The following is an 18,299-nucleotide window of genomic DNA, read 5'->3' as shown; positions in this document are numbered from 1 at the left end:
TCGGAGGTTCAAAGATGAGCAGGCTTGAAGAATTCATCAAAAATGAAGGTAGTGTCTTTCCCGGAAAAACCTATGCTAGAGAGCTTCTGATGCCTGTTTTTAATGATCAAAGAGATTACTTATTTGATGCAATGTTCGATATTCATCGGGCACATGTCATCATGCTTTCGGAACAAAAGATCATTAAAGATGAAGAGGCGAAAACCATGCTTGATGGGATTCGGAAAGTGGCCCAAACAGATCTCGCGCAGTTGACCTATCAGCCCCAATTCGAGGACTTATTTTTCATGATGGAGGCAAAGATCGGTGAGGAAATCGGCCATGAACTTGCAGGGAAGATTCATATCGGCCGCAGTCGTAATGATATGGGAGTTGCAATGTACCGGCTTGTTTTGAGAGGTCATCTGCTCCAATTGATTGGCTATGCAAACCAATTGAGTGAAGCATTCTTGGTGCAGGCTGAAAAGCATACAGAAACCTATATTACAGGTTACACGCATACCCAACCGGCTCAGCCGACTACAATAGGACATTACTTTTTAGCCATTTATGATGTGCTTCAAAGGGATATTGGCCGGTTATGGGCAGCCTATGAAACGGTTAACCAATCCCCTTTGGGTGCAGCCGCGTTAACGACCACCGGATTTCCGATCAGTCGGAACCGTACGGCTGAACTGCTTGGGTTTGATTCGGTGATTGAAAATTCCTATGACTCGATAGGCGGGGCAGATTATTTATTGGAAACCGCAACTGCCATCATGACGTGCATGGTCAATACCGGAAGGTGGATTCAAGATTTCCTGCAGCATGTGACAAGGGAGTTCGGTACATTTCACGTGGCGGACCCTTATGTTCAAGTGAGCAGCATCATGCCGCAAAAAAGGAATCCTGTCTCCATTGAACACTCCCGTTCGATTGCAAGCAGTGCGTATGGTGATGCACTTGCTGCAATGAATATGATTCACAATACACCATTTGGTGATATCGTCGATACGGAAGATGATTTACAGCCGCATTTATATCGGGCTTTTTCGAATGCAGGCCGTGTCATGAAACTAATGTATGCCGTCATATCGACTTTGAAAGTAAATGAAGAACATACAAAGAAAATGGCCGCAAAATCCAGTATAACGGTTACTGAATTAGCGGATACCCTATCAAGAGATTACGACATATCCTTTAGAAAAGCCCATTCGATAGCCAGTCATATTGCAAAAAAGTCGATTAGTGAAGGGAAAGAGCTATATGATTGGGACACACAAGAAATCAACAAGATTATCAATGAATTCGTTTCAGTGAACATAGCAGAAGATGAATGGAAAAAAATAATCTCTCCCGAATATTTTGTGGAAATCAGAAGCATTCAAGGCGGGCCCTCCCCGAAAGAGGTTACGAGAATGATTGTAAATAGAAAACAAAAACTGGAACAAGAGTTGCAGGAATATAAGAAAGTGGTCAAAGAATTGAATGATGGCAGGAAGGCTTTAGTGGATTACTGAAGGTACGGGGTAAAAAGAAAATGAGTTTTAACGGGCATGAAACTCACGAGTATTTGCTCGAAACTCACGAGTAAAAGCATGAAACTCACGAGTATTTGCTCGATACTCACGAGTAAAAGCATGAACCTTCTGAAGAGAGTTTTTTTTGTTGGCTCGCAAGCAATACGATCGATTTTACTGAGAAAGCTTCATATTTTATGATATATAGTCATTCTTTATCAGGGTGGCTATTTATTTTGGATTTTTAATGCAACTGAGTCATCCCCAGAGACAATGAATGTAGATTATTCCTAAAAACAATTCTATTATTTGGAAAATATATAATATGAGGAGGAATGTTAATGTCAAATAGATCTCAGTTCGGTGTTATCCTGATTTTAATAGCTTTCGTAATATCGATTACTTTTTGTTTGAATCCGGAAGTCTTATTAAGAGGCGGATATGATTTAGCTATTGATGGTCTGGTAGTATCCAGAACCTTGATGATTATTTTTTCGTTATATTTATTAGTTAAAATAGGGGATTTGTTTATAAACAGAAAAGATTAATAGTCTAAAATGAGGTTTCCCATAAACAATATTGAGAAAAAGAAACTATACTTGGAAGCCGAGAATAAGTAAGGCTCAGTCTTTTGACTGAGCCTCCAATGTTTATTGATCCATAACCAGTTTCAAAGTTGCTTCATATATCGTTAACGGATTTAGGTTCCAACTGAACTGCGTGCTTTCTGAAAGCAATACTCACCGTGATCATCACAATGAAATTGACTGCCAATGCAATGATTCCCACATTCAAATCTTTTGCTGCTTGCGGCAAGGATGGAAACAAGGTCCCTATTGTCGATTGACTGAGTGTAATGCAGATTACGATGGCCAATCCGGTAATGATGCCGGCGATTGCGCCAAATTTATTGATCGGATTATTCCTTTTCAGACTAAAGAGAAGGGATGGAAAGAGCTGTGTGATGAGACTGTATCCCATAAGAATTAATGCCGACATCGTTTCGCCGCCGTTTAAGGTGAAGTAGACGGCTATAAGGGCAATGAATGGCACAAGGAACTTTGCTAATCGTACAATGTGGCGATCGGATACGGCAGGTGCAAATTCCTTATAAACGTTTTTCGCGAGCAGTGTAGCGACGCTCATCAAAAGCATGGATCCCGGCACCAATGCGGTCAACAATCCAGCGCCGCCGATTATGCCTATAAACCATGGATCAAAGGTCTCGATCGAAAGGCGCAGCAATGAGAGATCTGCATCTGCCCCAACGAGTCCGGGCACTTTCAATATAGCTGTAAACCCAACGAAAAAGACGAATAACAGCATGAGTGTATATAAAGGGCTGATGATGGCGTTCTTTCGAAATACCTTGCCGCTGCGTGCTGAATAAACAGCGCTAAAAACTTGTGGCCACATATAGAAACCGAATACGAGCAATATTACTGTGGAGATGAACCATGATACGCTAAGTCCCTGATCAGGGAACTTTAGAAAACCTGGCTTGGCCGCATCAATCGCTTCAAACATCGGCTGAAATCCGCCAAAGTAATGAATCGGCAGATAAATCCCCAAAAATCCTATTATGGCGACCATCATGATATCTTTAATGACCGCGGTCCAAACTGAACCGTGTATACCGGAGATCATCACATAAATGGTAAGGCTGATCGCCCCCATCCAAACTGCCTCAGACATAGAGATGGCACCATAAGATGCTTCTGAGACAATGATCCCCAATCCTTTCAGCTGCACGACGATCACTGGAATCATCGACACCACACCGACAAGTGCAGCCAAAATTCCTAAACTGGAACTCTTATATTTGCTTACAAAGAAATCGGATTGAGACATCAGTTTATTTTCTTTGGCGTATCTCCATATTTCCGGCAGGAGCCAATAGGATAATACGTAAGACAAGGTAATGTAAATTAGAACATATAGAGCGGGTGCGCCCTTGCCATAAGCCCAGCCGCTGCCGCCCAGGAAGGAGAAGGTCGTATAGATTTCCCCAGCCATCAGCAGAAAGACGAATATCGCACCAAAACCGCGTCCGCCCACCGTCCATTGTTCCAAGTCCATATCTTTTCCTTTTGAAGAGCGTATTCCTAAAAATATCGATAGAAGTAAAAATGCTAAAATGATTAAGAGAGCAATATTCATTCCTGGTCACCTTCCCGATTCCTGGGGTCCAGCTTATACATGATGCCGAGTATGGCAGAGGTAAGGACCACCCACATAGCCATCCAGAACATATTGAAAGGCATCCCTAATACATATGGTTTTATTTTATTAACAAAAGGTAGAAATCCCAGTATGCCTATAAAAGGAACTAGTGTAAGAATATATATAATCTTCATTAAACAACCCCCTCCGTTTTAAATAATGTGAAACGCCCACCAATGGGGGTTTATTCTTCAATGCCACTGATGGATGTGTGAACCGAACCGGATGGAAAATTCATACCTGACCGAAAAGGTCCGATAATATATATATTAGCTTACACTATTTTGATATAAAATTTAATGCAGTTGCCTGATATATTTTAGCAGCAGTGCGCAGACAGCCGAACAATGATATGTTCATAAAACAGATAAAGCCTTGAATTCTTAGTGAGTTCAAGGCTTTATTTTCTTTAGCTATATTTTTTCCTAGAGTTATATAGTATTACCAAAAGTATGAACCAGATTGGGGTCAAGAGCAGTGATAGCCTTGTAGCTTCAGCGAATAGCATAACAATAAGGATGAACAGGAATAATCCTAAAATGACGTAATTGACAAAGGGTGTAAAAGGAGCCTTGAAAGTCGATTCGGCTCTTAGGTCAGGCCTTGTTTTCGAATATTTGATATGGGAGATCAAGATAATGCTCCATACCCATATGAAACAGATGGCACTGATGGTAGTCACGACAGTAAATGCCTGTTCTGGTATCAGCTTGCTTAATAATGCCCCTATTGATACAACGATTGTGGATGTGAATAAGGCATTGCTCGGAACAGCCTGTTTGTTTAATTTTTCCAGTTTAGCAGGGGCTTCGCCATTCCTGCTTAACGTATAGAGTATTCGGCTTGTTGAAAATAATCCACTGTTGCATGCAGAAGCAGCGGATGTCAAAACGACGAAGTTGATGATCCCTGCAGCGACTGGAATGCCAATTAACGCAAAGACCTCTACAAATGGACTGCTCGTGGCATCCAGTTGTGTCCATGGGTTGACGCAGAGAATGACGAATATGGCACCAACATAGAAAAGCAAAATCCGGACAGGGATTTTATTGATGGCAGATGGAATGTTCTTTCGCGGGTTCGCCGTTTCTGCTGCAGAAACCCCGACCAATTCGACACCGACAAATGAGAAGACGACCAGCTGTAAAGATAATAGGAATCCAGAAATGCCATTAGGGAACATGCCCCCATGATTCCATAGGTTCGTTAGGGAAGCCGTTCCGCTATTGGTATTGAAGCCGATGATCAAAAGGATGATCCCCACGACGATCAAGGCGATGATCGTGATTACTTTAATGATGGCAAACCAGAATTCCAATTCACCAAATAACTTAACGGTCAAAAGGTTCAATCCTAACAGAATGACTAGGCATATTAGAGCCGGAATCCATTGAGGGATATCGAACCAATATTGCATATAGACGCCGACAGCTATGATATCGGCCATTGCGGTCATGATCCAACAGAACCAATATGTCCACCCTGTTACGAAGCCGGCCCATGGACCGACATATTCGGTTGCAAATTCAGTGAATGATGTATACCCTGCATTGGATAAGAGTAATTCCCCTAGTGCCCTCATCACAAAAAACAAGGCAATCCCTATTATCAGATAAGAAAATAATATAGAAGGTCCTGCCAATTGTATGGCTTTTCCGGAACCTAAAAATAATCCGGTGCCAATGGTTCCTCCTATTGCGATCAGTTGTACATGTCTATTTTTTAAATCTCTTTTTAATTCTTGTTTTGCCAATTCTTACGCCCCCGTCTTTTTATAGTCTTGGTAGTGAATGAGTTTACCTGCATGGTCTTGGAGAGAGGGACGTAATTTTTTCGTCCAGCTTGCCTTTCCCATTTGTTATTTTAGTCCAACCACAAAATGGACAATAAAAAAAGAGATTGGATAATACCAATCTCTTAAAGGGTTCAGAATAACAATATATCATTCGTTACTCTTCTGTCCTTTTGCCTGAGATTGTGAATCCTTCGGCGCTGCATCTTGTACAGTCTCTCCAGAAGCTGCTCCTGCTATAGTGTCATCCATAGCATTCATCGCTTGCTTGTATGCGGTTGTGAAGAAATGTCAGCCAGTGATAATTTTCACTGCTTGATCATTCATTATGCTTATAAAATAATATTGGAATTCTATCATCTATTTTTCGGTAGGTCAACAAATTTTTTGAAATGAAACAGGCATTATCTGTAGTTTAATAGTGGTCTTAATTTTTATAAAGGTACTTGAAAAATTTATTTTTTTGGAGGATCACTATTATGAAATATTGATCATCATTTTTTAAAAATTATATTTTTAGATTAGGAAAATTGCCAAGATATATTTGGCAACTGTTTATTTCAAAAATACAATTGTATTTTTACAGAATATTTACTATTATAAGATAAGAAAACATAAATGAAGTGTTATTGATATTTTTTCGATAGAGCATTTCTAACCGCAATAATTAATAAGTTCGTGGTAAGGATAGAAAAGCATTACCGATATTGCATCTGGGGGAGTTAAACATGTCGAACAAGGAATTAAAGAGAGGGCTGGAAGCACGTCACATTCAAATGATAGCTTTGGGCGGAACCATCGGTGTCGGGTTATTCATGGGATCGGCGAGCACGATCAAATGGACAGGGCCCTCTGTAATGCTTGCTTATGCCATCGCAGGTATTTTTATATTTTTCATCATGCGTTCCATGGGTGAGATGCTTTATTTAGAACCGACTACAGGTTCTTTTGCAACCTTTGCGAGCAGCTATATACATCCTTTGGCAGGTTATATGACTGCTTGGAGCAATTGGTTTCAATGGGTAATCGTCGGAATGTCCGAAATCATTGCGGTTGGCTTGTATATGCAATATTGGTTCCCGGAGTTACCGGCCTGGATACCAGGTGTGGTCGCCATGATCATCTTGGGAGCGGCCAACCTCATTTCCGTTAAATCCTTCGGGGAATTTGAATTCTGGTTTGCACTTATAAAAATCATAACGATTATATTGATGATCGTTGCCGGCCTAGGCCTTATCTTCTTTGGAATAGGGAATGGCGGGGATGCGATTGGTTTATCGAATCTTTGGGAAAATGGCGGTTTCTTTACGGGAGGCTGGACAGGATTCTTCTTTGCGCTTTCACTTGTAGTGGCTTCCTATCAAGGCGTTGAGCTTATCGGCATCACAGCCGGAGAAGCGAAAGACCCAACGAAGACCGTAACAAAAGCGATCCAATCAATCATATGGCGCATTTTAATTTTCTACATTGGTGCCATTTTCGTAATCGTGACAGTATTCCCTTGGGATCAACTGGATGACTTAGGCAGTCCGTTTGTTTCGACCTTTGCCAAAATAGGTATCACTGCAGCGGCAGGCATCATCAATTTTGTCGTAATCACTGCGGCAATGTCTGGATGCAACAGTGGGATTTTCAGTGCAGGTCGTATGCTTTACACACTGGCATTGAATGGCCAAGCTCCGAAAGTCTTTGCTAAAGTATCTAAAAATGGAGTGCCGGCATATTGCACGATCGCTGTACTATTAGGATTGGGCATCGGGGTTATCCTGAATTACCTTGCACCGCCGCAAGTATTCCTTTATGTGTACAGTGCGAGTGTTTTGCCTGGGATGATTCCATGGTTTGTCTTACTGATCAGTGAGCTTAAATTCAGAAAGGTAAATGCCGCTGAAATGGAGAAACATCCGTTCAAAATGCCATTGGCCCCTTACAGTAACTATGCAACAATAGCCTTTTTGCTGATGGTGCTGGTAGGTATGTGGATCAATCCTAGTACAAGGATTTCCTTGGTTGTCGGGATCGTTTTCCTAGCCTTGGTAATAGCAAGTTATTACATGCTGAAAATGGATAAACGAACACCGTTGGACGTTAAATCCGATGATGAGATTTCAGGATAAGAAATTCTATTGAAAGCCCTTCTCTAATTCGAGAAGGGCCTTTTTTGTCCTTGTAGATCAATTGTGAAATTCACGAGTAAAACAGCGAAATTCGCGAGTAAAGTCGTGGAATTCACGAGTAAAACAGCGAAATTCGCGAGTAAAGTCGTTGAATTCACGAGTAAAACAGCAAAAATCACGATAAGACGTTGAATTCACGAGTAAAACAGCGAAACTCACGAGTAAAACAGCGAAATTCGCGAGTAAAGTCGTGGAATTCACGAGTAAAACAGCAAAAATCACGATAAGACGTTGAATTCACGAGTAAAACAGCGAAACTCACGGGTAAAGTCGTTGAATTCACGAGTAAAACAGCGAAACTCACGAGTGTAGCTAATTTGCCCCCGTAACAAGGGGGGCCAGCAGGGGGAATGAATCAATAAGCTTAGGAATATGTCTTCTTGCAAGATTTTTTCATAGGATGTTGCCCGAGGAAGGGGCTATCTTTTGGAAAGAACAAAGCTTACCGGGCGTATCGTTACACCATTAAAGATTGACCAGCTGCTTGCTATGGAGGAAATTTTAAACGGCTTCGAGTAGTGAAAACGAGGTATGATCCATACAATGCGTTTAAGTTCCCACAATCAAACCGCCATTAAATAAGTGGGGGTGAAAAAGCTTGGATTCAACAAATACATTTGTTATATAAAGGCCTATTCCTGAATTTGGATATAGGCCTCTTTATTCTTGTTTTGAATCAATTAATCGAGATAATCCCCAAAATCATTCCGCTTGCTGAGCTTGTACTGTATTGTAAACCTGATTTACGGAAGATTGGGCTTGGGCGATTTCTTGAGCCGCTTGTTTAATGGCTTCTTGTGCCAAAGTTGGATCCGAGGAAGATTTTTCAATTGCTTGTGAAAGTAAGGTTTGCGTAAGGGTAACGTTTGCTTTTGCTTGATTTAATTGATTGATATCAATTTGTTGTTGAGGCATGTAGTTTCTCTCCTTATGTCATTATTAGAATTACTCCATTAGGATGACCTTTCTTTTCTTTTTTATAAGAAGAAAAAAATATAACGTAGACAAGATGGACTGAAACGGCCAAGTCCATTGGGATAAACAATTTAAATAAACTATGCAAAATTTATGGACAATACAAATTCGTAAAATAGATACACCCTTAGGACTGAAAAACAGGCAGAACGAGAATGAAATTATTAGTTTTATTTACTTAGAATTCTTAAATCTGCATAAATAGTATTGCGTTCCTTGAATGTAAAATTGTAAGATAATGCAAAAAAAAAATGTGACTTATTCGTTGTTAAGTTAATTAAATTATACTTTACTTATTGGATTTATCAGATTAAAATCGGAGAAAGAATTATTATAAGTGGATGGGCTGATTGGACAACCGAAAGCTCCTGAACGCGATAAGCGAACAGGAGCTTTTTGCGTTCATTTTGGAAAAAGGAGTTGGCAAGATGAATATTGATCATATTGAAGCTTTTATGTATGTTGTTCACCTTAATAGTTTTCATAAAGCCGCAGAGGCAATGTTTTTATCACAGCCAACGGTTTCGGCAAGGATTAAGACGCTTGAGAGTGAACTCGATTCAGTATTATTTGAGAGGCAAGGGAGAGGAATTATTTTAACTGAAAAAGGGAAAGCCTTCATTCCATTTGCGGATCAAATTATTCGTACCTTTCACCAGGGGAAAAAGCAGTTGAAAACAGGAAGCGAACTGGAGGAAATAACGATTGGGGCCAATATCATTACATCGCAATACTTTATTCCATTTGCTCTTCCTCTATGGAAAAAGGAAAACCCCAATTTACGCTTTAAATTTATTTCAGCGACAAATGATGCATTAATGGAAAAATTGCTTCAAAAACAGGTTGATATAGCCTTTATGAAGGATGTTACACATAGTGGTCTGCAAAATTACAAAACCCTTGATAATTCGATTCGTTTAGTCGTGTATCCAGGACATCCATTTCAACTTCGAACTGGGCTAACAGTACAGGAATTAGCAATGGAGCCGTTGGTATTTTTTGAGTGTGGTGCGCTTGACTGGAACCACGTTCATAAAATTTTTGAAGTATCAAATGTAGAGCCGCGCATTGATTTTCAGGTTGATCACCTGGAAGTGGCGAAGTCGCTAATTCTTAGCAGAAGCTGTATCGGATTTTTACCGTACTTATGTATTAAAAAAGAGTTAGAACAGGGAACTTTGATTGAAGTGGATGTGTCACATTTAATCAAGATAAAGCAGCACATCTATCTGACGCATTTAAATCACGGGATGGAATCCCCTTTATTATGGAAAGACATTCTTTTATCAATTCGGAAATTTGAGAAAAACCATCAGCAATTACAGATACAATCTAATTGATAGATATTTTCTATCAATACAATATTTTTTTCTATTAGTAAAACCATTGCCATTAGCATGTTTTAGGTGATAGGATATGTCAAAATATAATTATTCTCATAAGTAAACTTTGAATTAAAAAGGAGGAGAGAATATGAGTTATAAGCTTGGCATTTTAGACCAGAGCCCGATATTTCCAGGAGCTTCAGCATTTGATGCACTACAGCAAACCATTAATCTGGCTAAACATGCAGAAGAGTGGGGTTATACCCGTTTCTGGGTATCGGAACATCATCATGCCGAACAGCTGGCGGGGTCTTCCCCGGAAGTTTTGATTTCTTATTTATTAGCTCAGACAAAATCGATTCGGGTAGGGTCCGGAGGTGTTATGCTTCAGCATTATAGTCCATATAAAGTGGCGGAAAACTTTCACGTGTTATCGAATCTTTCGCCAGGCAGGGTAGACCTTGGCATCGGAAAGGCACCAGGAGGCCTCCCCTTATCAACGAAGGCGCTACAGTTTGGAACTGTGAATGATGGAAAAGATTTCGAAGAGCGGTTATCTTTCCTGCAAGAAATAATTGAAAATTCAGTTGATGAATCTCACCCGCTTGCAGGCATTCAAGCGACACCGCTCCCTTCCAAAAAGCCTAAGATGTTTCTGCTTGGTGCAAGTGCTGACAGTGCCAGGCTAGCAGCCGAACTTGGGATAGCTTATGTATTTGCTCGATTTATCAACAGTAATGAGACTGTACTTGAAGATGCTGCACACATTTACCAAAGTATCTATCCAACCGGGAGCTTTAAGGTATCGGTTTCAGTGATTGCTGCTCCTTCACAACATGAAGCGGAACAGTTAACAGGTGACCAGAAGATTGTGAAAGTTCATCTCAAAAGCGGTCGTTCTGTCACAGTCCAAACAATAGCGCAAGCAGAGATATTCGGGAAGCAGTCTGGGGAGCCTTACGAAATAGAAGAACAGGATTCCAATATTATTGCTGGAACTCCTTCTTATGTAAAAGAAGTCTTAGCAAATTTACATGAAAAGTACGGGGTAGATGAGTTTATCTTACATTCGCCGATTTTAAAGGAAGCAGAAAGGTTCAGATCTTTTCGATTGTTGAGTCCACTTCAATTAGCCTTATCTGAAGTGAAACACGTTACGAGCCAAAATTAAAAGGGCCTCAGCAATTAGGGGAGATGTGGGATGTCAGCAAAGTTGAAAACCGACTAATTAAAGGAGGAGTATCGATGTCTGAACAGAGAAAGTTGAAATTTGGAGCGCTTATTCATGGAGTTGGAGGGAGTATATCTGGTTGGAGACATCCAGACATTCAAGCAGATGCCAGTGTTAGTCTTGAATTTTATAAGGAGCAGGCCCAGAAGGCTGAAGAGGGAAAGTTCGATTTACTTTTCATTGCTGACGGATTGTTTATCAATGAGAAGTCAATACCGCATTTCTTAAATCGATTTGAACCACTTACCATTTTATCCGCACTCGCTGCTTTCACATCAAGAATAGGGCTTGTCGGAACAGTTTCCACCTCTTACAGTGAGCCATTTACTGTAGCTCGGCAATTTGCTTCACTTGATCACATTAGTCAAGGTCGTGGCGGATGGAACCTTGTTACTACCCCTCTTGAGAGTACGGCCTTGAACTATAACAAAACAATTGAAGAACACCCTGATCATGCCAAACGCTATCGGATAGCATCAGAATATATACAAGTCACCAAGGGACTTTGGGATTCATGGGAGGATGACGCGTTTACTCGGGATAAAGAGTCCGGTGAGTTTTTTGATCCTTCTAAAATGCATCAATTAAAGCATAAAGGAGAATTTTTCTCCGTGCAAGGACCACTCAACATTGCCAGATCTAAACAGGGGAGACCTGTCGTTTTTCAAGCTGGTTCATCAGAAGCTGGCAAAAATTTTGCGGCTAAAGAAGCGGATGCAATCTTTACAGGTCAACCAACATTGGAAGATGCAAAGATATTTTATCAAGATGTAAAAAACAGAGCTATTGCATTCGGGAGAAATCCTGATGAAATTGTTATTCTGCCAGGTATCGCGCCAATCATTGGTGCAACTGAGGAAGAAGCGGAGCACAAATATCAAGAACTCGCTAACCTGGTTTCTATAGATAAGGCGCTTGACTATTTGGGACGTTACTTCGATCATCATGATTTTTCCCAGTATGAACTGGATGCACCTTTCCCAAATCTCGGAGACATCGGAAAAAACAGTTTCCGAAGTACGACTGACCGAATTAAACAGGAAGCGAAGGAGAAACAGTTAACGCTCCGTCAAATAGCACTTAAGGAGACAACACCCCGGACTTCTTTCACTGGAACTCCAGAGAAAGTAGCGCATCTGATTCAGCAATGGTTTGAAGAGAAGGGGGCGGACGGATTTATCTTTTCTTCAAGTGTTCCAAATGCTTTAAGTGACTTTGTAGACTATGTGATCCCTATCCTTCAAAAAAGGGGAATATATCGTACTGAATATGAAGCAGAAACATTAAGAGGCAACTTGGGGCTTCCATTCCCGGAAAATCGTTATGCGAAAGAAAGCATTAATCAATGATTGAAGAATCAATTTAAAAATTGAAGGAGGAATAAGAATTGGGAGAAGCGTTATCTGTCGTCGTTTGGTCAAAACAAGGATGTCACTATTGCGAAGAGGTTAAACAATACTTAAAAGAAAAGGAGATCGCTTATCAAACGGTGGATGTTACCAATCATGATGATCGGCGAGATATTTTAGAAATCAAATATGGTGTTCGGTATGTGCCCATTATTGAACTTGGGCGAGGTAGCGTATATGAGAGCGTTACGGAAATTGGAATTCCTAATCTTGAAAAAGTACTTAAACGTGTACAATAACAAAAAATCACGCGATTAAAACTGAGTCTAAAAGAATGACTGATTGAATTAAGGAAAGATTGCATAAATAAATCCGACTATTCTTGTGTAATTAATATGTTATAGAAAAGGGGAGTTAATCATGACACAGCTAATCCGTCTTGCCACTGTAAAGGATGCTCCCGAAGTGCTAAACGTTACACTTCGGGCTTATGAACCAATCAGGGAATTGAATATTAACTTTCTCGCTGCGACTGCTGATTTGCAGCTAGTGACGAATAATATTCGGCGGAATCTCACTTATGTTTTAGAACAAGAGGGCCAAATTGTTTCCACTGTGACAGTTCGTCATCCATGGAATGATCCTGATCAGTTCAGTCCTTACCCATTCATTTGGTGGTTTGCAGTCGACCCCCTATACAAACAAAAAGGTTTTGGCTCGACTTTGTTAACCTGGGTGGAAGAAAACATACTTCGGAAACAGGTGAAAGCGCCGGCCGTCTATTTGGCGACTGCTGAACGTCATCCTTGGCTTGTTTCCATTTATGAAAGAAGAGGCTATGAGATTTTTGCTGAACGAGATCACGATGGAGAAAAAATTGTGTATCTTCGTAAAATTCTAGATGAAACGCTGTATCGCATTATTGAAAATAAAGAACCAATTGTTAGTAATTAAAAATGTTCGGGGGAATTGAGATGAAAAAAACACTATTAATTGTTATGGCACTGCTACTTACTTTTTTGGGAGCTTGCTCTTCGAAAGAAACAACGAGTACAGCAAAATCCAGTTCTGGAGATTCAAAGGATAAAAAAGTTCGGAAAATCATTGTCGGAACTGGGACTCAATCCCTAATATTTGCTTTTTGGATAGTAATGGTAAGCTGACAGGGTATGATGTCGAGTTGGTTCGTCAAATCGATGAAAAGCTGCCTGAATATGAATTTGAATTTAAAACGATGGAATTTTCTAATCTATTATTAAGTTTAGAAACGAACAAAATAGATTTTGTTGCGCACCAAATGGAGGTGAATGATGAACGAAAAGAAAAATTTCTATTTAATAAAGAACCATATAATGTCTTTCCCCTTCAAGTTACAGTTCATCAGGACAACAATGATATTCACTCCATTAAAGATCTAAAAGGAAAAAAAGCGATAGTGAGTGCAACGAGCAATTCTGCTGTTTTTCTTGAAAAGTATAATAAAGAAAATAATGCCGGTATTGAAATTGTCTATTCTGGTCAAGGCGTAGATGATACGAAGAATCAAATCAAAACTGGTCGGGCGGATGCTACCATTACTACACCATTTGCCGTCGACTTCTTAAATAAACAAGCAGATGCACAGCAAAAGGTTGTGGGTGAGCCACTTCTTAATTCAAAAGTATACTTTTTGCTAAGAAAAGACGAAACGCCTTTACAGAAGAGAATTGATGAAGCACTTGTGGAGCTTAAAAAAGATGGGGTAGTTAGCGAACTAAGTAAAAAGTGGCTTGGCGCAGACTATTCAGTAGGATTTTAATTAGATAGTAGCAAGCGCGGAGGTGCTAAAGCATGGGGAAAGCATTTGATCCTTCATTAATCGTCGATCTCATTCCGACGTTAATATATTACCTTGGAGTAACATTGCAAATTCTGGCAGCATCCGTTTTATTAGGAATGGTCATCGGGATAGCGGCAGCCATCCTGAGATTGTTTCGTATCCCAGTATTGAATCAACTAGTCATTTTGTATATTTCATTCATTCGGGGAACGCCTATTTTAATACAATTATTTCTAGTTTTTTATGGACTGCCTGCAATTCTTTTATTCATTAATATTGATATTTCAAGAATGGATGCTCTGTATTTTGTCATTATTACTTATGCATTAAGTAATGGGGCGCATTTCGCAGAAATATTCCGAGGAGCGATTAAGGCTGTCGATTATGGGCAAACGGAAGCAGCCTATTCTGTTGGTATGAATAATAGTCAAAGTTTTTTTCGAATTGTGCTTCCTCAGGCCATACGGAGTGCTTTCCCGAATATCGCAAACTCAATTATTGGATCCTTGAAGGATACCTCACTTGCCTTTACCATCGGCGTAATGGATATGATGGGCAGGGGAGAGACATTAATTGCTGCAACTGCACATGCTCTCGAAGTCTATCTCTCATTAGCTGTTATCTATTATGCAGTCGTGCTATTGTTTGAGAAAATTTTCAGACTTTATGAAAACCGAATTAATCGGCATCAAACTGTTGATGTGTCTGTTACTGGATAACAAAGGGAGGAGGGAAGGACTTGACGATTGATATTCTATTCATTTGGACTGCTTTTAAGGAGATTATTAAAGCACTTCCGATCACACTTATCTTAACGATACTTCCTCTTCTTGCAGGTTTTATTATCGGTCTCGCTGTTGCCTTGATTAGGATATATAAAGTGAAATTTCTATGTAAAGTTGCAAATGGTTATGTCTCCTTCTTTAGAGGAACACCAATTATCATGCACATAATGCTCATTTATTTCGGTTTTCCATTATTAATCGATCAAATCTCTAAGAAATTTGATTTGGGTATACAATCTAATTCCATTCCGATCATTTTATTTGTCTTAACCGCTTTATCGTTGAGTGCGGGTGCTTATTTATCAGAAATATTCCGATCGGGAATTATCAGTGTCTCCAATGGCCAAATGGAGGCAGCCTATTCCGTGGGGATGAATTCGTTTCAAGCCATGACGCGAATTGTTTTGCCACAGGCCATTGCTCAGTCCATCCCGAATTTCACGAATATTTTCATTGGATTTCTGCATACGTCATCCATTGCTTTCATTGTATCCCAAAAAGAAATGACAGGAGCAGCCAATATTGTTGCATCCACCAATTTGAAATTTTTGGAGTCTTTTATCGCTGCTGGTTTAATTTATTGGGGTCTCACAATCATTGCAGAGGGGCTTTCGTTTTTAATTGAGAAAAAGGCCACTGCCTATAATCGAGGAGGAATACAATGATTTATTTAAAAGATATAAAAAAATCATTTAACCAGCAGCCTGTTTTAAAAGGGATTAATTTGAAAATAGGCAAGGGAGAAGTAGTTACCATTCTAGGACCAAGTGGATCTGGGAAAACGACCCTGCTTAGGTGCTTGAATTTTCTGGAGAAACCAGAAGAGGGTATCGTTCAAGTGGGAAATATACAGGTGAAGTCCAAGAAGGCGACCAAAAGGGAAATCTTATCCCTTAGGAGACAATCGGCAATGGTTTTTCAGCATTATAACTTATTTGCTCATAAAACTGTTTTGGAAAATGTAATGGAAGGGTTAATTGTTACAAAAAAATATAAGAAAGATGAGGCGAAACGGGAAAGTGAGCTGTTATTGGAAAAAGTAGGTTTGGGAGATAAGCATGACCATTTCCCTTCGCAATTGTCAGGAGGTCAACAGCAACGTGTTGGAATTGCCAGGGCACTTGCTTTAAATCCGGAGGTCATTCTATTTGACGAGCCAACGTCGGCACTCGACCCTGAGTTGGTTGGGGAGGTGCTTTCTGTCATAAAAGCAATTGCACAGGAAGGCATCACGATGGTGATTGTAACCCATGAAATGAGTTTTGCTAAAGAGATATCGGATCGTGTTATTTTCATGGATGGCGGGGTGATTGTAGAAGAAGGTTCACCATTGGAGATTTTCAATGCTCCAAAGGAAGATCGAACACGACAATTTTTAAATCGGATATCAAGAGATTTTTCCGTATCGTTTTTAGAAGAAAGGGCCAATTAAAAAGGAAGGGGCCAAGGGAGGACGTATGATTAATACAATCGTAGTCGATGAATTGATTGAAGCAGATAAAGAGACGGTGCGCCGCTTATTGGTAGAAAGTTATCAACAATATGAACATGAATATTCGAACCCGGAAGCTTGGGAAGGATATTTAAAAAATATTGAATCCTCATTGGATAATCCACATGTTGATAAGGTGTTGGTTGCAAAGTGCAATCAGGATATCCTTGGCACATTACAGCTTTTTCAGTCATCTGAAAAAGCATATGAAAAGCCGGAACTTGGGATTTTTTCACCAATCATTCGGTTGTTGGCCGTTCATCCCGAATCAAGGGGACGCGGTATCGCTCAGGAATTATTAAAGGCTAGTGTAAATTATGCAAAATCGCAAGGTGCGTCCAGTTTGTATCTACATTCTACTGATAAGATGCATAAGGCCATTAAACTATATGAATGGTTTGGCTTTAAACGGGATCGAACAAAAGAATTTCAAAATCATGATATTTTAGTAAAATGCTATCGCTTAGATTTATAGAAGGAGGCGACTGTATGAGTCGAGAGCTGGAAAAGCGCTTAATATCGATACGGCGCCATTTACATCAATATCCTGAGTTATCAAATGAAGAATTTGAAACGACAAAATCAATTCAAAATTGGCTCGAGGAAGAGGGCATTGAAATCCGTCATACAGGATTGAAAACAGGTGTTTTTGCAGATATAAAGGGTGGGAGACCCGGACCGACAGTAGCCATAAGGGCGGATATCGATGCTCTTCCGATTGAGGAACGAACGGGACTGCCATTTGCTTCGAAAGTAAAAGGGGTGATGCATGCTTGCGGCCATGATTTTCATACGGCAGCTGTTATAGGTGCTGCCTACCTTTTGAAAGAATATCAATCAGAGTTGTGCGGGACAGTGCGATTGCTTTTTCAACCCGCAGAAGAATTAGGTGGCGGAGCGGTACATGTGATAAAAGATGGTCAAATTGACGATGTAGCGGCTGTGATTGGGCTGCACAATAAACCCAATTTGCCTGTCGGTACCATTGGGATAAAAGATGGTCCGTTAATGGCGGCAGTAGACCGTTTTCATGTTGTTCTTCAAGGGAAGGGGAGCCACGCGGCCATCCCTCAACACGGAAAAGATCCAATAGCGGCAGCGGCTCAGCTTATTACCGCTCTTCAAACTATCGTCAGCCGGAATGTATCCCCATTAGAAAGTGCCGTGGTGAGTGTTACGAGACTAACAGGTGGAAACACGTGGAATGTAATTCCGGGTGACGTCATATTGGAAGGAACGATTCGAACCTTTAGTTCTGGGATCCGCGAAGAAGTAAAAGAAAAGTTTTATTCGATTGTGAATCATATTGCTGCTGCTTTTTCACAGGAAGCTGAGATTGGTTGGTTTCCTGGACCGCCCGCGCTTCTTAATCATCCGGCAGTCACAGAGATGGCACGCAGGTCTGCTCGGCAGCAATCATTGCATGTAATCAATCCAGAACCTTCAATGGGTGGTGAAGATTTCGCTTATTACCTTCAACATATCCCCGGTACCTTTGCCTTTTTTGGTACAAACGGAAACGAAGACTGGCATCATCCAACTTTTACTGTTGATGAAAAAGCCATTATTAAGGCCGCTCATTTTTTATATGAAAGTGCCAAGGATTTATTATATAACCATGGTAAGTGGTGA

At 40.3% G+C, this 18,299-nt stretch carries 18 protein-coding genes, 1 pseudogene and 1 riboswitch; of the genes and pseudogenes, 15 read left to right on the top strand and 4 right to left on the bottom strand.

All coding sequences use genetic code 11. The features are described from left to right. The first annotated feature begins 14 nt into the window (after positions 1–14). Both argH and ACZ9AO_RS10860 read left to right on the top strand, forming a co-directional pair. Complete coding sequence (gene argH / locus ACZ9AO_RS10865; protein WP_251541473.1) at positions 15–1,499, top strand: argininosuccinate lyase; 1,485 nt, start codon at positions 15–17, stop codon at positions 1,497–1,499. Between the two features lie 341 nt (positions 1,500–1,840). Beyond that, a complete protein-coding gene (locus tag ACZ9AO_RS10860) occupies positions 1,841–2,047 on the top strand; it encodes a hypothetical protein (protein ID WP_057278651.1) in 207 nt (68 codons plus the stop codon). A gap of 133 nt (positions 2,048–2,180) precedes the next feature. On the opposite strand, the gene ACZ9AO_RS10855 is transcribed toward ACZ9AO_RS10860, so the two are convergent. From ACZ9AO_RS10855 to ACZ9AO_RS10845, 3 genes are all read right to left on the bottom strand, one after another. Then, positions 2,181–3,659: a sodium:solute symporter family protein gene (locus ACZ9AO_RS10855; protein WP_476109052.1), complete on the bottom strand. Its 1,479-nt coding sequence runs from the start codon at positions 3,657–3,659 to the stop codon at positions 2,181–2,183. After that, positions 3,656–3,856, bottom strand: a complete 201-nt coding sequence (locus ACZ9AO_RS10850) for a DUF3311 domain-containing protein (RefSeq protein ID WP_249595272.1) — start codon at positions 3,854–3,856, stop codon at positions 3,656–3,658. The genes ACZ9AO_RS10855 and ACZ9AO_RS10850 overlap by 4 nt, the downstream gene beginning before the upstream one ends. A gap of 275 nt (positions 3,857–4,131) precedes the next feature. After that, a complete protein-coding gene (locus ACZ9AO_RS10845) occupies positions 4,132–5,475 on the bottom strand; it encodes an amino acid permease (protein WP_476109051.1) in 1,344 nt (447 codons plus the stop codon). Between the two features lie 194 nt (positions 5,476–5,669). After that, positions 5,670–5,748, bottom strand: a riboswitch (glycine riboswitch). 494 nt (positions 5,749–6,242) lie between these two features. Here ACZ9AO_RS10845 and ACZ9AO_RS10840 point away from each other — a divergent pair. Together ACZ9AO_RS10840 and ACZ9AO_RS10835 are read left to right on the top strand one after the other, a co-directional pair. Next, entirely contained in the window at positions 6,243–7,631 is a 1,389-nt protein-coding gene (locus ACZ9AO_RS10840; protein ID WP_063577410.1) for an amino acid permease, read from the top strand. A 578-nt stretch (positions 7,632–8,209) separates the two neighbouring features. Beyond that, positions 8,210–8,269, top strand: coding sequence for a BBE domain-containing protein (locus tag ACZ9AO_RS10835; protein ID WP_375541188.1), 60 nt, complete (start codon positions 8,210–8,212; stop codon positions 8,267–8,269). Positions 8,270–8,393: 124 nt separating this feature from the next. Here the strand turns inward: ACZ9AO_RS10835 and ACZ9AO_RS10830 are convergent, their stop codons facing one another. Further along, on the bottom strand, positions 8,394–8,606 hold the full coding sequence (locus tag ACZ9AO_RS10830; protein ID WP_057278656.1) for a hypothetical protein: 213 nt from the start codon (positions 8,604–8,606) through the stop codon (positions 8,394–8,396). A gap of 488 nt (positions 8,607–9,094) precedes the next feature. Between ACZ9AO_RS10830 and ACZ9AO_RS10825 the strand changes: the two genes are divergently transcribed. From ACZ9AO_RS10825 to ACZ9AO_RS10775, 11 genes and pseudogenes are all read left to right on the top strand, one after another. After that, on the top strand, positions 9,095–10,006 hold the full coding sequence (locus ACZ9AO_RS10825) for a LysR family transcriptional regulator (RefSeq protein ID WP_251541448.1): 912 nt from the start codon (positions 9,095–9,097) through the stop codon (positions 10,004–10,006). A 133-nt stretch (positions 10,007–10,139) separates the two neighbouring features. Beyond that, entirely contained in the window at positions 10,140–11,162 is a 1,023-nt protein-coding gene (locus ACZ9AO_RS10820; RefSeq protein ID WP_476109050.1) for an LLM class flavin-dependent oxidoreductase, read from the top strand. A 74-nt stretch (positions 11,163–11,236) separates the two neighbouring features. After that, positions 11,237–12,571, top strand: coding sequence for an LLM class flavin-dependent oxidoreductase (locus ACZ9AO_RS10815; protein WP_476109049.1), 1,335 nt, complete (start codon positions 11,237–11,239; stop codon positions 12,569–12,571). A gap of 38 nt (positions 12,572–12,609) precedes the next feature. Further along, the gene (locus ACZ9AO_RS10810) at positions 12,610–12,870 is read left to right on the top strand and encodes a glutaredoxin family protein (RefSeq protein ID WP_476109048.1); all 261 of its coding nucleotides are present in this window, start codon (positions 12,610–12,612) and stop codon (positions 12,868–12,870) included. 121 nt (positions 12,871–12,991) lie between these two features. Next, positions 12,992–13,525, top strand: coding sequence for a GNAT family N-acetyltransferase (locus ACZ9AO_RS10805; protein ID WP_063595209.1), 534 nt, complete (start codon positions 12,992–12,994; stop codon positions 13,523–13,525). A 20-nt stretch (positions 13,526–13,545) separates the two neighbouring features. Continuing rightward, a pseudogene (locus ACZ9AO_RS10800) lies at positions 13,546–14,369 on the top strand (amino acid ABC transporter substrate-binding protein). Between the two features lie 32 nt (positions 14,370–14,401). Further along, on the top strand, positions 14,402–15,109 hold the full coding sequence (locus ACZ9AO_RS10795; protein WP_251541444.1) for an amino acid ABC transporter permease: 708 nt from the start codon (positions 14,402–14,404) through the stop codon (positions 15,107–15,109). Between the two features lie 20 nt (positions 15,110–15,129). Continuing rightward, complete coding sequence (locus tag ACZ9AO_RS10790; RefSeq protein ID WP_406593780.1) at positions 15,130–15,840, top strand: amino acid ABC transporter permease; 711 nt, start codon at positions 15,130–15,132, stop codon at positions 15,838–15,840. Next, on the top strand, positions 15,837–16,607 hold the full coding sequence (locus ACZ9AO_RS10785; protein ID WP_476109047.1) for an amino acid ABC transporter ATP-binding protein: 771 nt from the start codon (positions 15,837–15,839) through the stop codon (positions 16,605–16,607). Before ACZ9AO_RS10790 ends, ACZ9AO_RS10785 begins: the two co-directional genes overlap by 4 nt. A 25-nt stretch (positions 16,608–16,632) precedes the next feature. After that, on the top strand, positions 16,633–17,142 hold the full coding sequence (locus tag ACZ9AO_RS10780) for a GNAT family N-acetyltransferase (RefSeq protein WP_048679003.1): 510 nt from the start codon (positions 16,633–16,635) through the stop codon (positions 17,140–17,142). A 14-nt stretch (positions 17,143–17,156) separates the two neighbouring features. Further along, positions 17,157–18,299: an amidohydrolase gene (locus ACZ9AO_RS10775; RefSeq protein WP_476109046.1), complete on the top strand. Its 1,143-nt coding sequence runs from the start codon at positions 17,157–17,159 to the stop codon at positions 18,297–18,299.

Source organism: Peribacillus sp. TE19612, from assembly GCF_056279465.1.
Note: the sequence above shows the minus strand (reverse complement) of the source record. Positions and strands in the feature narration are given on the sequence as shown.

Bases quoted from the DNA above. Each gene is read 5' to 3' on its own strand.
- ACZ9AO_RS10855 (WP_476109052.1), bottom strand. From the start codon at position 3,659: ATGAATATTGCTCTCTTAATCATTTTAGCATTTTTACTTCTATCGATA.
- ACZ9AO_RS10780 (WP_048679003.1), top strand. From the start codon at position 16,633: ATGATTAATACAATCGTAGTCGATGAATTGATTGAAGCAGATAAAGAG.
- ACZ9AO_RS10785 (WP_476109047.1), top strand. From the start codon at position 15,837: ATGATTTATTTAAAAGATATAAAAAAATCATTTAACCAGCAGCCTGTT.
- ACZ9AO_RS10795 (WP_251541444.1), top strand. From the start codon at position 14,402: ATGGGGAAAGCATTTGATCCTTCATTAATCGTCGATCTCATTCCGACG.
- ACZ9AO_RS10820 (WP_476109050.1), top strand. From the start codon at position 10,140: ATGAGTTATAAGCTTGGCATTTTAGACCAGAGCCCGATATTTCCAGGA.
- ACZ9AO_RS10775 (WP_476109046.1), top strand. From the start codon at position 17,157: ATGAGTCGAGAGCTGGAAAAGCGCTTAATATCGATACGGCGCCATTTA.
- ACZ9AO_RS10815 (WP_476109049.1), top strand. From the start codon at position 11,237: ATGTCTGAACAGAGAAAGTTGAAATTTGGAGCGCTTATTCATGGAGTT.
- argH (WP_251541473.1), top strand. From the start codon at position 15: ATGAGCAGGCTTGAAGAATTCATCAAAAATGAAGGTAGTGTCTTTCCC.
- ACZ9AO_RS10860 (WP_057278651.1), top strand. From the start codon at position 1,841: ATGTCAAATAGATCTCAGTTCGGTGTTATCCTGATTTTAATAGCTTTC.
- ACZ9AO_RS10825 (WP_251541448.1), top strand. From the start codon at position 9,095: ATGAATATTGATCATATTGAAGCTTTTATGTATGTTGTTCACCTTAAT.
- ACZ9AO_RS10840 (WP_063577410.1), top strand. From the start codon at position 6,243: ATGTCGAACAAGGAATTAAAGAGAGGGCTGGAAGCACGTCACATTCAA.
- ACZ9AO_RS10830 (WP_057278656.1), bottom strand. From the start codon at position 8,606: ATGCCTCAACAACAAATTGATATCAATCAATTAAATCAAGCAAAAGCA.
- ACZ9AO_RS10805 (WP_063595209.1), top strand. From the start codon at position 12,992: ATGACACAGCTAATCCGTCTTGCCACTGTAAAGGATGCTCCCGAAGTG.
- ACZ9AO_RS10850 (WP_249595272.1), bottom strand. From the start codon at position 3,856: ATGAAGATTATATATATTCTTACACTAGTTCCTTTTATAGGCATACTG.